Genomic DNA, 13,936 nt, shown 5'->3' on the forward strand with positions numbered 1-13,936 from the left:
AGCAGATGGTCGAGGCACGCCATATCGAAACGTTGAAAAGCCTGCTCGGCGAGAAGGGTCTTCTCACCGCGCCCGGCGACATGGCCGCCTACGAGACCGGCGCGCGCTACGACAAGGGCCGCGCCGCCTTCGTCGCCCGCCCGGCCTCGACGCAGGAAGTTTCCGCCACGGTTTCCTATTGCGTGAAAAACGGCATCGCGCTCATCCCACAATCCGGCAATACCGGCCTCGTCTCCGGCTCCACGCCCGACACGAGCGGCGGCCAGGGCGTGCTGAGCCTCGACCGCCTCACTGCCCCCTTCGCGCTCGACCGCGTGAACCGCACGGTGAAGGCCGGCGCCGGCCTGCGCCTCTCCGACCTCAACGGCAAGCTGGAAGAAAGCGGCCTGTTCTTCCCGATCGACCTCGGCGCCGACCCCCGCCTCGGCGGCATGATCGCGACCAACACCGGCGGCTCGCGGTTCCTGCGCTACGGCGACGTGCGCCGCAACACGCTGGGCCTGACGATCGTGCTCGCCGACGAAGCCGGCACCGTGCTCGACCTCTCTTCCGGCCTGCGCAAGAACAACACCGGCGTCGACTGGAAGCAGCTCTTCATCGGCACCTCCGGCGCCTTCGGCATCGTCACCGAATGCGTGCTGAACTTGGAGCCCGCGCCAAAACAGTCCGCCACCGCCCTGCTCGTCCCCGCCTCGAACGAACAGGTCGCAACCCTGCTCGTCGCCATGGAAGATGCGCTCGGCAGCTACCTCTCCGCTTTCGAGGGCATGTCCGGTAATGCGGTGCGCGCCGCGCTCGACCATATGCCGTCCCTGCGCAATCCCTTCCAGGGCGGCATCGTGCCGGATTTCGTCATCCTCGCCGAAATCTCCCGCTCCACTCCCCCGCGCGAGGGCGAACAGCCGCTCGACGCCGTGCTGGAAGAGGTGCTCGCCGCCATCTGGGAGCGCGAGGACGCGCCGCTCGCCGATGCCTTCGTCGGCCCGCCGCACGAGATCTGGGCGCTGCGCCATGCGCTGTCGGAAGGCGTGAAACATAGCGGGCGATTGATCGCCTTCGATCTGTCCTTCCGCCGGGGTGACATCATGCCCTTCCTTGCCCATATGAAGGCGGAGATGCCGGATCACTTCGAGGACGTGACGATCTGCGATTTCGGCCATATCGGCGATGGCGGCGTGCACTTCAACCTCGTCGTCGCCAAGGACGATGCGCGGCTCACCGATCCCGATTTCGAGATGGACCTGCGCGACTGGGTCTTCACCGTCGCGGTCGAACAGTTCGGCGGCAGCTTCAGCGCGGAACACGCGATCGGCCGCAAGAACCAGGCCTTCTACGACAAATACACCCCGGACGACCTGCGCAAGCTGGCGGCCGGGCTGAAGACCATCACCTCGCCGGGCCCGCTCGGCGCCATGACCTTTTAATAAGACACCAGGGAGAATACCCATGACAAAAGTCGACGTGAAACAGGAAACTGCCGCCCTTCTCGACAAGCTCGGCGTGCCGCGCAGCGCCTGGGAAGGCGGCGACATGGCCTCCTACAGCCCGGTCACCGGCGAGGAGATCGCCAGGCTGAAGACCGTCTCGGCCGGCGACGCCGCCAAGGCGATCGAAGCCGCTCATGACGCCTTCAAGGAATGGCGCCTCGTGCCCGCCCCCAAGCGTGGCGAGCTCGTGCGCCTGCTCGGCGAGGAACTGCGCGCCGCCAAGGCCGATCTCGGCCGCCTCGTTTCCATCGAAGCCGGCAAGATCACGTCGGAAGGCCTCGGCGAAGTTCAGGAAATGATCGACATCTGCGATTTCGCCGTCGGCCTCTCCCGCCAGCTCTACGGCCTGACGATCGCTACCGAGCGCCCTGGCCACCGCATGATGGAAACCTGGCACCCGCTCGGCGTCGTCGGCATCATCTCCGCTTTCAACTTCCCGGTCGCCGTCTGGTCGTGGAACACCGCGCTGGCGCTCGTCGCCGGCAATTCCACCGTCTGGAAGCCCTCTGAAAAGACCCCGCTCACCGCGCTTGCATCGCAGGCGATCTTCGAGCGTGCGCTCGCCCGCTTCGGCGAAGCCCCGGCGAACCTCTCCCAGGTCCTCATCGGCGACCGCGCCATCGGCGAAGTCCTCGTCGACCACACCAAGGTCGCGCTCGTCTCGGCCACCGGCTCCACCCGCATGGGCAAGGAAGTCGGCCCGCGTCTCGCAAAGCGTTTCGCCCGCTCGATCCTCGAACTCGGCGGCAACAATGCCGGCATCGTCTGCCCCTCCGCCGATCTCGACATGGCGTTGCGCGCCATTGCCTTCGGCGCCATGGGCACCGCCGGCCAGCGCTGCACGACGCTGCGCCGCCTCTTCGTGCATGACAGCGTCTACGACCAGCTGGTGCCGCGCCTGAAGAAGGCCTATACCAGCGTTTCCGTCGGCAACCCGCTGGAAACCTCGGCGTTGGTCGGCCCGCTCGTCGACAAGCAGGCCTTCGACGGCATGCAGAAGGCTCTCGCAGCCGCCAAGGCCGAAGGCGGTTCCGTCACCGGCGGCGAACGCGTCACCGAAGCCGGCAAGGAAACGGCCTATTACGTGAAGCCCGCCATCGTCGAAATGCCGAAGCAGGCCGGCCCGGTTCTCGAAGAGACCTTCGCGCCGATCCTCTACGTCATGAAATATTCCGACTTCGACAAGGCGCTGGAAGACCATAACGCGGTCGCCGCCGGCCTCTCCTCGTCGATCTTCACGCTGAACGTCCAGGAAGCCGAGCGCTTCCTTTCGGTCGACGGTTCGGATTGCGGCATCGCCAATGTCAACATCGGCACGTCGGGTGCGGAAATCGGCGGCGCCTTCGGCGGCGAGAAGGAAACCGGCGGCGGCCGCGAATCCGGCTCCGACGCCTGGAAGGCCTATATGCGCCGCGCCACCAACACGGTGAACTATTCGAAGGCCCTGCCGCTCGCCCAGGGCGTCTCCTTCGATATCGAGTAAGCAGCCATGGATAGCCAATCCAAAACCGAGGAGGCGGGCTTTACGCCCGCCTCGCGCATCGCCGCCATCGGAGTCTCCAAGATCCTGCAGATCGGCGCCCGCGCGAGCGCCATGAAGAAGGACGGCCTGCCGGTCATCATCCTCGGCGCCGGCGAACCCGATTTCGACACGCCGGACAATGTCAAGGAAGCCGCCAAGGCCGCCATCGACCGCGGCGAGACGAAATACACCGCGCTCGACGGCACGCCGGACCTCAAGACAGCGATCGCCGAAAAATTCCGGCGCGAAAACAACGTCGACTACGCGCTCGACGAAATCACCGTCGCGACCGGCGCCAAGCAGATCCTGTTCAACGCCTTCATGGCGACGATCAATCCGGGCGACGAGGTGATCATCCCGACGCCCTACTGGACCTCCTATTCCGACATTGTGGAAATCTGCGGCGGCGTGCCGGTGCTGATCCCCTGCGATGCCGAAGCGGGCTTCCGTCTGAAGGCCGACCAGCTCGAAAAGGCGATCACGCCCAAAACCCGCTGGGTGCTGCTGAACTCGCCATCCAACCCCTCGGGCGCCGCCTACAGCGAGGCCGACTACCGCCCGCTGCTCGACGTGCTGCTCCGCCATCCGCATGTCTGGCTGATGGTCGACGACATGTACGAGCACATCGTCTATGACGGCTTTAAATTCGTCACCCCCGTCGCCATCGAACCGCGCTTGAAGAGCCGCACGCTGACGATCAACGGCGTCTCGAAGGCCTATGCCATGACCGGCTGGCGCATCGGCTATGCCGGCGGCCCGAAGGCGCTGATCAAGGCCATGGCCGTGATCCAGAGCCAGGCGACCTCCTGCCCCTCCTCCGTCAGCCAGGCTGCCTCGGTCGAAGCGCTGAACGGCCCGCAGGATTTTCTGAAGGACCGCCAGGCGAGCTTCAAGCACCGCCGCGACCTCGTCGTCTCGGCGCTGAACGCCATCCCCGGCCTCGCCTGCCGCACCCCGGAAGGCGCCTTCTATACCTTCTCCGGCTGCGCCGGCGTGATCGGCAAGACGACGCCCAAGGGCAAACGCATCGAAGCCGACAGCGACTTCACGGATTATCTCCTGGAAGACGCCCACGTCGCCGTCGTCCCCGGCTCCGCCTTCGGCCTCTCCCCCTTCTTCCGCATCTCCTACGCCACGTCGGAAGCGGAACTGACGGAAGCGCTGAAGCGCATCGCGGACGCCTGCGCAAAGCTCGCCTGAGCCGCGACCCACGCAAACAAAAACCCGCCAGCAGCCCGTCTGCGGCGGGTTTTTCCTTGCGCCGAACCATCCCGCTTGACCCGTTCCCTTGACCCGGGCCCTGGGGCCGGCCCCATAGAAGGGCGGTTCATGACAAGCGAGGTGATTCGTGCGCAATTCCGCTCCCCACCTGACCCCCTCCGAGGCGGCAAGACGGCTCGGCATATCGGCAAAGGCCCTGCGGCTCTACGAGCGCCACGGGCTGCTCGCGACGCCGCGCACCGCTGCCGGCTGGCGCGCCTATGGCCCACAGGAAATGGCCCGGGCCGACGAAATTGTCGCCCTGCGGAAGCTCGGCCTCAGCCTCGCCCAGGTCAAGCGTGCCCTCAAGGGCGATGCCGACAGCCTCGACCTGGCGCTTGCAACGCATCAGGCCCATTTGGAACGCCAGCTTCACCAGATCGCCGAAACCGTCAGGACCGTGCAGGCGACGCGCGCAAGCCTTGCCGCCGGCACAGCGCCCGCCATAACGATCGCCGGCTTGCTGCCCAAGGCGACGATTGCACTGGATCTTCCCTGGCCCTGGGGCGGCGAGCGGTTCGAGCTCCCGCACCCCAAGCCGATCACCTACATCACTGGCCCGCTCGGAAGCGGCAAGACCCGGCTGGCGCATGCGCTGGCCGAAACGATCCCGCACGCCGCCTTCATCAGCCTCGATCGGCTGGACAATGGCTGCGCGGCGGCGATGGCGCGGCTTGAGGCCGAGCCGGCGCTGAAAGCCCGACTCGAACCGATCCTCCTCTGGCTCGCCGAGGAGGGCGCGACCGCGTCACCGGCCCTGACGGCACTGCTCGTCACCCTGGAGGCCGCCAGAACCGCAACGCTTGTCATCGACATGGTCGAGCAGGGGCTGGATCAGGCCACGCAGGAGGCGGTACGATCCCATCTGCGCAACCGGCGTTTTGACGGACCGCCGCTTTTCCTGCTCACCCGGTCGTCCTCGATGCTCGATCTCGACGATATGACGGCCGATGAAAGCATCCTGTTCTGCCCGGCCAACCACGACGTGCCCTTCCTCGTCGTGCCCCATGCCGGCGCACGCGGCTACGAGGCCGTGGCCACCTGCCTCGCAACACCCGCCGTTCGATCGCGCACGGAAGGCGTCATCGCCTGGCGGCCGAATGTCGCCTGACCGCAAAAGAAAAAGGGCCTCTTGTGAGGCCCCATTTTTATGGTTCGCGCCCTTGCCGGGCGTCTCTCTTCCCCGCGGAGTATGCCGCAGATGACAAAACGCCCCGGACGATGCCGGGGCGTCTGAAAGAGGTTTTTCGGCTCAGGCAGCGCGGGCGCCGTGGTTTTCCTGGGCGTAATAGTGGCCGAAACGGTTGGCGAGGAAGGCTTCCAGCGCAATTTCCTCCTGGCGGACAAAACCCTCGGCGCGCAGCGTGCCGTCGGCGAGCATGTCGAGCACGGCGCAGATCGAGCCGGCCGTCGTGATCTGGATCGCGGAATGCAGGACGCCGGCGATCGGCGCGCTGTAGACCTTGTTGGCGTAGGTTTCCTGGATCAGGCGGCCACCCTTGCGGCCCGAAACGGTCACGAAGACGATGACGACGTCCTGCGTGGTGGTCGGCAGGGCGTTCTCAAAAATGTCCTTGAGCACTTCGCGGCGATGGCGCAGGCCGAGGTCGTTCAAGAGCGCCTTCATGATGGCGGCGTGGCCGGGATAGCGGATCGTCTTGTAGTTCAGCGTGCGCACCTTGCCCTTCAGCGATTCGCAGAGCGTGCCGAGGCCGCCCGACGTGTTGAAGGCCTCATAGGTGACGCCGTCGAGCGAGAATTCTTCCCGCTCTTCGAGTGCGGGAACCTCGATCAGCGCGCTTTCGACGATCGCCTCGCAGGGCTCGATATATTCGTTGATGACGCCGTCCGTGCTCCAGGTGAGGTTGTAGTTCAGAGCATTGGAGGGGTACTGCGGCAGCGCGCCGACGCGCATGCGCACGCTTTCGAGCGAATCGAAGCGGCTGGCGAGGTCGTTGGCGACGATGGAGATGAAGCCCGGTGCCAGGCCGCACTGCGGGATGAAGGCGGTCTTGGCGGTCTCTGCGATACGCTTGACCTGGCGGGTGGATTCGACGTCTTCCGTGAGGTCGAGATAGTGCACGCCGGCAGCGGCTGCCGCTTCGGCGATCGCGACCGTCAGGTGATACGGCGCGGCGGAAAGCACGGCGAACTTGCCGGTCAGCAGGTCCTTCATGGCGGCAGCGTCGGCAATGTCGACGACCTTGGTGGAGACGGCGGCGTGGCGCTCGACGGCGGCGAGCTGCTCGTCCGAACGGTCCGCGACGGTGACGCTGTAATCCCCGCTGTGAGCCAGCATGCGCGCGATGGTCGAGCCGATCTTGCCTGCGCCGATGACGACGATGTCCTTCATGTGATTTCCCTCCGGCATGAATTGATGCACTTATTTTGCCGGCGGGCGGTGTCGATTTAAAGCGCCATATCTGGCATAATACATCATCGATATCGGCAGAATGACGACAGATATGAGCATAACGACGCTAGCCGCCAAGGATCGCGAGCTTCTCGCCATCCTCAGCGAAAACGCCCGCGAACAGACCGCGACCATCGCCCGCAAGCTCGGGCTGTCGCGCACGACCGTTCAGGCAAAGATCGACCGGCTGGAGCGCGACGGCGTGATCGCCGGCTACGGCGTCAAGCTTTCGGACGCCTATGAGAGCGGCATGGTGAAAGCCCATGTGCTGATCACCATCGCGCCAAAGACGCTTGCCCGCATCACCACCGAACTGCACGCCATCTCCGCCGTGCGCACGCTGCATTCCGTCAGCGGCAGCTTCGATCTGATCGCCATCGTGGAAGCAACATCCATCGCCGAACTCGACCACCTGATCGACCGCATCGGCGAAATCGAGGGCGTGGAACGCACGCTGTCGTCGATCATCCTGTCGACGCGGATCAGGCGGTAGGTGATTGCCTGCGGCCTCAACGACCTACAACCACGACCCGCAACCTCTCCTCCGTCATCCTCGGGCTTGACCCGAGGATCCATGCCACAAACTCCAGGCGTGCCGTGAAACGTGGATCCTCGGGTCAAGCCCGAGGATGACGGAGGGTGGAGTGCGTTGCCCTCACATCACCGCCATCAGGCGATGAACCGCTCCGGCCGGTACGGCCCGATATTGATGACCGTGCGCTCGCCCAGCATCTTTTCCGCCAGCACGCGCCCGGTGATCGGCCCGAGCGTCATGCCGTGATGGGCGTGGCCGAAGGCGAACCAGAGGCCGGAATGGCGCGGGGCCTTGCCGATAATCGGCATCATGTCCGGCGTGCAGGGGCGGCAGCCCATCCACGGTTCCTCGTCGCGCCGCTCGGCGAGCGGGAAGAATTCACGCGCCACCTTTTCCGCCCGGCGCAGCTGCACCGGCGTCTTGCGCGTGTCGCGCTTGGCGAATTCGGCGCCGGTGGTGAGGCGAATGCCGCGCTGCATGGGCGCCAGGAAATAGCCGCGTTCGGCATCGAGCACCCAGTTGTTGAGATGCGCGCCCTCTTCCGCCCCGTAATGCATGTGGTAACCGCGCTTGACGGCGAGCGGGAAGCGGTAGCCGAGCTTGCGCGTCACCGTATCGGCCCAGGGGCCGAGCGCCACCACCACTTCCTTGCCTTCGAGCGGGCCTTCGGGCGTCGCGATGCGCCAGCCCTCGCCTTCCAGCACATGTTCGATCGTCGCCGCATCGCCCGACTGCAGCGTGCCGCCAAGCGACTGGAAATAGGCGAGGTAGCGCTTCATCAGGCTCTGCGGATCGAGGATCGACCAGGGGTCGGTCCAGCGCAGGCCGCCGGTGAGCTCCGCGCGGATGGAGGGTTCGGCCGCAGCCACCTCCGCCGTCGTCAGCTTCTGGTGGTTGACGCCGAAATTGGCGGACAGCTTTTCCGCATCCGCATAGGCCGCGTCACGCGCCTTTTCCGTGCGAAACACCTTCATCCAGCCGTCCTTGCGGATGAGATCGTCCGCACCGGAGGCGGCGATCAGGTCGGCATGTTCGGAAATCGAGTTCTCGATCAGCGGCGCATAGAGATGGGCGATGCTCTGGTGCTGGCGGAAGCCGGAATGCCACCAGTAGCGCGCCAGGAACGGAATGATGCCGGGAATGGCCGACGGGTGGTAATGCGCATCGATCGTGTTGTTCAGCGCATAACGAAAGAGCGCGCCAAAATCGTGCGGGAAACCATAGGGGAAGACACCCTCGCGCTGGATGAGGCCGGCATTGCCGTAGGAGGTCTCTTCCGCGGCACCACGCCGATCGACGAGCACCACCGACTTGCCGCGCCGTGCCAGATGGATCGCGGTCGAAATGCCGATCACGCCTGCGCCGAGAACAATGACATCCGTCTTCATGTGCTGCCCCTAGTCCACATTCACGTCCCTGATCCATTGCATGGCCCGAATGCGGGATGCAAGCCGCTTGCTTGCGGCAAAGCGCCTTGACGCAGGCGGCCGGGACGATAGCCTCGCGCCACGACGAGAGACCGGAAAGGACACGGCATGCGCTTTGGCACGGCAAGCGAACTCTGGCGCTACCCGGTCAGTTCGCTGACGGGCGAAAGGCTCGAAACCGCCAACCTCGACGACACCGGCATTGCCGGCGACCGGCAATGGGGCCTCTTCGACGCGGACAGCGCCGCGGTGGCCGCACCGGAAAGCGAACGGCGCTGGCGAGCCGTCCCGGGCCTTCGATCCCGGATAGGCGCTGACGGCCCCGAGATCACCCAGAATGGCACGACATGGCATCCCGTCCCCTCGCCGCCCGCCGACAAAGCGGCGTCGGATCATCTCGGCTTTCCCGTCCGCTTCCGGCCCTTCGGCGAGGCGGACGCCGCACCCCGTTACGACCGCGGCCACCTGCACATCCTCACCACCGCATCGCTCGCGCGCCTGCAGGCCCTGCTGCCGACAGCAATCATCGACACCAAGCGCTTCCGCCCGAACATCCTGGTGCAAACCGACGACAACGACATCGATTTCGTCGAACAGGGTCTGATCGGCAAAGCGTTGCGCATCGGCGGTGCGACCGTCGAAATCACCGAACCCTGCACCCGCTGCGCCTTCACGGCGCTCGGACAGCCCGGCATCCCCTTCGACAAGGACGTGCTTCACACGATCGCCAAACATGGCGGCGGCGGTTTCGGGGTTCTGGCGAAGGTGGTCGGCCCGGGCCGCATAAGCCGCGGCGATGCCGTGACCGTCGACTAAGTGACCGACTGCCCGGCAAGCCTGAGCAGGTTTTCGATCGCCGCGCGCTCGAAGCCGCCGATGCCCTCGGAAATATCGGCCTTGATTGCCGCCGCCACGGCATCCTCGTCGCGCTTGCGCAGCGCCTCGATGGCTTCCACATGGCGATCGACGAAATAGAGCTGTGCCACATGTTCCATGGCGATGCCGAGGAAGGGACCGAGCTGGAGCCAGATGCTCTCCACCATCGGCATGATCACCTGCTCGGGATTGGCGCTGTAGAGCGTGCGATGGAATTCCTGGTTCAACAGCAGCGCCGTCGCATTGTCCTTGCGCCGGATCGCCTCGTCCTGCGCCTTGTCGATCTCGGCCAGCCGGTCGATGCGGCGCTCGGTGATATGAGGCACGGCGCGCCGCGCCGCATGCTGCTCCAGAACGGAACGCAGCGAAACGAGCTCGCCGAACCGGTCCGCCGTCATGCGCGGCACCATGATGCGGCGATTGTCGAGCACCCGGAGCGCCCCTTCGGAGCTCAGCCGGCGCAGCGCCTCGCGCACCGGCGTCGGACTGCTTTCCATGGCTTCGGCAATGCCGCGGATGGTGAGCGATTCGCCCGGCCGGATCGAGCCCACCATGATCGCCTGACGAAGCCGACGATGCGCATATTCATGCGTCGTCATGCCGTCCGGCCGGTCCAGCGGCTCAAGCGCCAAATTGCCCAATCCATCCCTCCTGTCACCGGCTTGCGGATGTTATCCTATCCCCCGAAACAGGTTCTAGCAGCTTGACCGGCGACAAGAAAGTGTGCATATTTTCGAAATGTGATCACAAAAATAATTATGTGATATGGAAAAAACGATGACCCCGAGCGAAGAATCCAATTGGCTGATCACCGCCGACGGCGTGGAGAGCATTCAAGCCGTCGTCTGCGACCTGAACGGCATCCTGCGCGGCAAGCGCGTGCCCGTCGGCCAGGCGGAAAAGGTGCTGAAGGGCGGCATCCGCATGCCGCTGTCCATCGTCGGCGTCGACGTCTGGGGCGAGGACATCGTCGGCTCCAGCCACGTCTTCGCCTCGGGCGACATGGACGGCATCTGCGCCGCCACCGGCCGCGGGGCTCTACCGGTAAGCTGGACGCTGAAACCCTCCGCCGTCGTGCCGCTCTGGCTGTTCAAGGAGAACGGCGAACCCTTCCTCGCCGATCCGCGCCAGGCGCTCGCCAACATCGTCCGGCAATATCACGAACTCGGCCTTCGCCCCGTCGTCGCCTCCGAGATGGAATTCTACCTGATCGACGCCGAGCCCGACCACGCGCAGCCGCCGATCTCGCCCTATACCGGCAAGCGGCTCGATTCCGACGCCATCCTGTCGATCGACGAGCTCGACGATTTCGGCCAGTTCTTCTCCGATGTCTATGCGGAATGCGAGCGCCAGAACGTGCCGGCGGATTCGGCCGTCGCGGAAAACGGCATCGGCCAGTTCGAAATCAACCTCATGCATTCCGACGATCCGTTGAAGGCCGCCGACGACGCGCTGTTCTTCAAGCGCATCGTCAAGGGCATCGCGCGCAAGCACGGCTTTGCCGCCACCTTCATGGCAAAACCCTACGGCATGCGCTCCGGCTCCGGCATGCACATGCATTTCAGCCTGATCGACGCCGACGGCAACAATGTCTTCGACGACGGCAGCGCGGAAGGCTCCGACATCATGAAACACGCCGTCGCGGGGCTCACGCGCGGCATGGCGGAATCGACCCTGCTCTTCGCACCGCATTTCAACTCCTACCGCCGCCTGCGCCCCGATACCCACGCACCGACCTCCGTCTCCTGGGGCTACGAGAACCGCACCGCCGCCATCCGCATTCCCGGCGGCAGCAACAAGGCGCGCCGCATCGAGCACCGCGTCGCCGGCGCCGACGCCAACCCCTATCTCGTCATGGCCGGCATTCTCGGCGCCGCCCTCGTCGGCATCCGCAACAAGTGGGAGCCGCCGGCACCGGTCTCGGGCCGCGCCTATCTCTCGCAATTGCCGCGCATCCCCTCGGAATGGGGTTCCGCCGTCACCGCCTTCGAAAACGGCTCGATCGTCTCGGAAATTTTTGACGCGGACCTTCGCTCCATGTTGATCGCCTGCAAGCGGCAGGAAATCGCCGGTTTCGCCGAACAGGTGACCGACTTCGAATTCAGCGCCTACCTGGAAATCGTCTGATGGCCACGAATGAATCCTATGCCGGCAACGGCACCTATCCCGACAGCTACTACGCCGCCTCCCGCAACATCGTGCGCATGCCGAAAGTGCTCGAAGGCGCGGTGACGGCCGATGTCGCCGTGCTCGGCGCCGGTTATTCCGGCCTCTCGACCGCCATCCACCTTGCCGAAAAGGGCTACAAGGTCGTGGTCGTCGAAGGTGCGGGCATCGGCTGGGGCGCGTCGGGCCGCAATGGCGGCCAGATCGTCAACGGCCTCAATGCCAGCCTCGACACCATCAAGCGCCGTTACGGCGACCAGGCCGGCGCCTTCGTCGGCGGCCTCGTGCAGGAAGGTGGCAAGATCATCCGCCGCATCGTCTCGCAATATGACATCGATTGCGACATGAAGGTCGGCAACATCTACGCCGCCTATACGCCCGCCCATATGAAGGACCTGGAGCACAAGAAGGCGCTCTGGAAGAGCTATGGCATGGACGACCACCAGATGCTCGACAAGGCGGCGATCGGCAAGCTCGTCAACACGGACGCCTATGTCGGCGGCATGCTGGACACGACCGGCGGCCACATGCACCCGCTGAACCTCACGCTCGGCGAGGCCAAGGCGCTGGAATCGCTCGGCGGCGTGATCTACGAACAGTCGCCCGTCACCCGCGTCGAGCACGAGGCCGAAAAGCCGGTGATCCACACGGCGAAGGGCAGCGTCACCGCCAATGTCGCCGTGCTCTGCGGCAATGCCTATCTCGGCCATGTCGTGCCGAAACTCGTCTCGCGCGTCATGCCGGTCTCCACCCAGATGGTCGCGACCGAGCCGCTCGGCGATCGCGCCGACGCGCTCATCCCCTCCGACATGTGCGTCGAGGACGTGCGCTACATCCTCGATTATTTCCGCCTGTCCGCCGACAAACGCATGATCTTCGGCGGCGGCACCGTCTACGGCGGCACTGATCCGGCCGACGTGCGCGCAAAAATCCGCCCGAACCTCGAAAAGGTCTTCCCCTCGCTGAAGGGCGTGAAGATCGATTACGCCTGGAGCGGCAATTTCGCACTGTCCTTCTCCCGTGTGCCGCAGATGGGCAAGATCGGCAAGAACACCTATTTCGCCCACGGCTACAGCGGCCACGGCGTTACCGGCTCCCACCTCTTCGGCCGCATCCTCTCGGAAGCCATCCACGGCGACCTCTCCCGCTTCAGCCAGTTCGAAAAGTTGCCGTGGATCCCCTTCCCCGGCGGCCGCATGTTCCGTGCCCAGTACTCCACGATTGGCTCGTGGTGGTATCAGTTCAAGGATGCCTTCGGGCTGTAGTCAGCGTAGATACCCCCTCTGCCCTGCCGGGCATCTCCCCCACAAGGGGGGAGATCGGCAAGAGGCCTGAACAGCGCCCAAACTCTACCCTCTGTGATGGGCGGGACGTTGCTCCATCCAATCTCCCCCCTTGTGGGGGAGATGGCCGGCAGGCAAGAGGGGGGTTCTCCGCACCATTCCGAAAAATTTACCCTCCCCATTTTCCCCACCCCCAAAACCTCCCCTATCCTGAGCATCCTTCCGCCGCCGGACGGATCGCGTAACGTGTCGATGCGGGCGGGAGGAGGCGCTTTCGTGGATGGCCGGTACGTGCGGCAGCAAGCGGAAGAGGCGTGGGACGCGCTGTGGGGATAATCACCCTGTGGCGTGAAAGGCTTTCCCCTTCCCCGGGTCGCGGGGTCGGTTTGGGTCCGCCATGCAAGCATTGCCGGCGCATGCCCCCGAAAAGTGCGTCAGCGGTTTTCGGACAAGGCGCATGCGAGGACAATGTGCAGCGAAGCTCTCACCACGCCTGAAGGAGGCGAGACCACCTCCGAAGAACGCCTGGGGCCGCGCGAAAGCGAAGCCACCACAAACCAATTTCCAGAGGCAACGCTTTTGCGCGGTTCTCCGGACTGGATACTTTCATCAACCCGGTGGGCACTCCTGCGGGCCGTCCCGCCATGCGCGGAAGGACGGCCATGCGGAGGCGGATATCAGCCCATGCGCTCGGACGCGTAGGAACCGGGGCTCGGCGGGAAGACGATGGTCTTGTTGCCGTTCATGAACACACGGTGATGGATATGGGCGTGCACCGCGCGGGCCAGAACCTGGCTCTCCACGTCGCGGCCGATCGAGACATAATCCTCCGCCGACTGCGCATGGGTGATGCGCGCGACGTCCTGCTCGATGATCGGACCTTCGTCGAGATCCTCGGTGACGTAGTGCGCCGTGGCACCGATCAGCTTCACGCCGCGCTCGAAGGCCTGCTTGTAGGGATTTGCCC

The 13,936-nt window shown here is 65.0% G+C and carries 12 protein-coding genes; 8 read left to right on the forward strand and 4 right to left on the reverse strand.

The window, feature by feature from the left end:
• Positions 1-5 precede the first annotated feature (5 nt).
• The 4 genes from GB927_RS23075 to GB927_RS23090 all read left to right on the forward strand — a co-directional run bounded on the left by GB927_RS23075 (position 6) and on the right by GB927_RS23090 (position 5,380).
• Positions 6-1,424 (forward strand): FAD-binding oxidoreductase, encoded by a 1,419-nt coding sequence (locus GB927_RS23075; RefSeq protein WP_256119566.1) that lies wholly within the window; start codon positions 6-8, stop codon positions 1,422-1,424.
• Between the two features lie 22 nt (positions 1,425-1,446).
• Positions 1,447-2,970, forward strand: coding sequence for an L-piperidine-6-carboxylate dehydrogenase (gene amaB, locus GB927_RS23080; RefSeq protein WP_256119567.1), 1,524 nt, complete (start codon positions 1,447-1,449; stop codon positions 2,968-2,970).
• 6 nt (positions 2,971-2,976) lie between these two features.
• A complete protein-coding gene (locus GB927_RS23085; protein ID WP_256119568.1) occupies positions 2,977-4,209 on the forward strand; it encodes a pyridoxal phosphate-dependent aminotransferase in 1,233 nt (410 codons plus the stop codon).
• Between the two features lie 148 nt (positions 4,210-4,357).
• The gene (locus tag GB927_RS23090; protein ID WP_256119569.1) at positions 4,358-5,380 is read left to right on the forward strand and encodes a MerR family transcriptional regulator; all 1,023 of its coding nucleotides are present in this window, start codon (positions 4,358-4,360) and stop codon (positions 5,378-5,380) included.
• Positions 5,381-5,521: 141 nt separating this feature from the next.
• On the opposite strand, the gene GB927_RS23095 is transcribed toward GB927_RS23090, so the two are convergent.
• The gene (locus GB927_RS23095; RefSeq protein WP_256119570.1) at positions 5,522-6,622 is read right to left on the reverse strand and encodes a saccharopine dehydrogenase family protein; all 1,101 of its coding nucleotides are present in this window, start codon (positions 6,620-6,622) and stop codon (positions 5,522-5,524) included.
• Between the two features lie 112 nt (positions 6,623-6,734).
• On the opposite strand from GB927_RS23095, the gene GB927_RS23100 reads away from it, so the two are divergent.
• Entirely contained in the window at positions 6,735-7,175 is a 441-nt protein-coding gene (locus GB927_RS23100; RefSeq protein ID WP_256119571.1) for an Lrp/AsnC family transcriptional regulator, read from the forward strand.
• Positions 7,176-7,351: 176 nt separating this feature from the next.
• Here the strand turns inward: GB927_RS23100 and GB927_RS23105 are convergent, their stop codons facing one another.
• Positions 7,352-8,605 (reverse strand): NAD(P)/FAD-dependent oxidoreductase, encoded by a 1,254-nt coding sequence (locus GB927_RS23105; RefSeq protein WP_256119572.1) that lies wholly within the window; start codon positions 8,603-8,605, stop codon positions 7,352-7,354.
• 147 nt (positions 8,606-8,752) lie between these two features.
• Between GB927_RS23105 and GB927_RS23110 the strand changes: the two genes are divergently transcribed.
• Positions 8,753-9,460, forward strand: coding sequence for an MOSC domain-containing protein (locus GB927_RS23110; RefSeq protein WP_256119573.1), 708 nt, complete (start codon positions 8,753-8,755; stop codon positions 9,458-9,460).
• Here GB927_RS23110 and GB927_RS23115 read toward each other — a convergent pair.
• On the reverse strand, positions 9,457-10,119 hold the full coding sequence (locus tag GB927_RS23115; protein ID WP_256119583.1) for a GntR family transcriptional regulator: 663 nt from the start codon (positions 10,117-10,119) through the stop codon (positions 9,457-9,459). The two genes, GB927_RS23110 and GB927_RS23115, sit on opposite strands and share 4 nt — an antisense overlap.
• 178 nt (positions 10,120-10,297) lie before the next feature.
• Here GB927_RS23115 and GB927_RS23120 point away from each other — a divergent pair, with 178 nt between their 5' ends.
• Complete coding sequence (locus tag GB927_RS23120) at positions 10,298-11,647, forward strand: glutamine synthetase family protein (protein ID WP_256119574.1); 1,350 nt, start codon at positions 10,298-10,300, stop codon at positions 11,645-11,647.
• Positions 11,647-12,951 (forward strand): NAD(P)/FAD-dependent oxidoreductase, encoded by a 1,305-nt coding sequence (locus tag GB927_RS23125; protein WP_256119575.1) that lies wholly within the window; start codon positions 11,647-11,649, stop codon positions 12,949-12,951. Before GB927_RS23120 ends, GB927_RS23125 begins: the two co-directional genes overlap by 1 nt.
• A 695-nt stretch (positions 12,952-13,646) precedes the next feature.
• Here the strand turns inward: GB927_RS23125 and GB927_RS23130 are convergent.
• Positions 13,647-13,936: formyltransferase family protein (locus GB927_RS23130; RefSeq protein ID WP_305110499.1), on the reverse strand; the 290-nt coding region annotated here is incomplete at its 5' end.

The sequence above is a fragment of the Shinella lacus genome (assembly GCF_010994755.1).
In the GTDB taxonomy this organism is placed as follows: Bacteria; Pseudomonadota; Alphaproteobacteria; order Rhizobiales; family Rhizobiaceae; genus Shinella; species Shinella lacus.

Coding starts and splice junctions, on each gene's coding strand:
- GB927_RS23075 (WP_256119566.1), top strand. CDS start 6: ATGGTCGAGGCACGCCATATCGAAACGTTGAAAAGCCTGCTCGGCGAG.
- amaB (WP_256119567.1), top strand. CDS start 1,447: ATGACAAAAGTCGACGTGAAACAGGAAACTGCCGCCCTTCTCGACAAG.
- GB927_RS23085 (WP_256119568.1), top strand. CDS start 2,977: ATGGATAGCCAATCCAAAACCGAGGAGGCGGGCTTTACGCCCGCCTCG.
- GB927_RS23095 (WP_256119570.1), bottom strand. CDS start 6,622: ATGAAGGACATCGTCGTCATCGGCGCAGGCAAGATCGGCTCGACCATC.
- GB927_RS23100 (WP_256119571.1), top strand. CDS start 6,735: ATGAGCATAACGACGCTAGCCGCCAAGGATCGCGAGCTTCTCGCCATC.
- GB927_RS23105 (WP_256119572.1), bottom strand. CDS start 8,605: ATGAAGACGGATGTCATTGTTCTCGGCGCAGGCGTGATCGGCATTTCG.
- GB927_RS23110 (WP_256119573.1), top strand. CDS start 8,753: ATGCGCTTTGGCACGGCAAGCGAACTCTGGCGCTACCCGGTCAGTTCG.
- GB927_RS23115 (WP_256119583.1), bottom strand. CDS start 10,119: ATGACGACGCATGAATATGCGCATCGTCGGCTTCGTCAGGCGATCATG.
- GB927_RS23120 (WP_256119574.1), top strand. CDS start 10,298: ATGACCCCGAGCGAAGAATCCAATTGGCTGATCACCGCCGACGGCGTG.
- GB927_RS23125 (WP_256119575.1), top strand. CDS start 11,647: ATGGCCACGAATGAATCCTATGCCGGCAACGGCACCTATCCCGACAGC.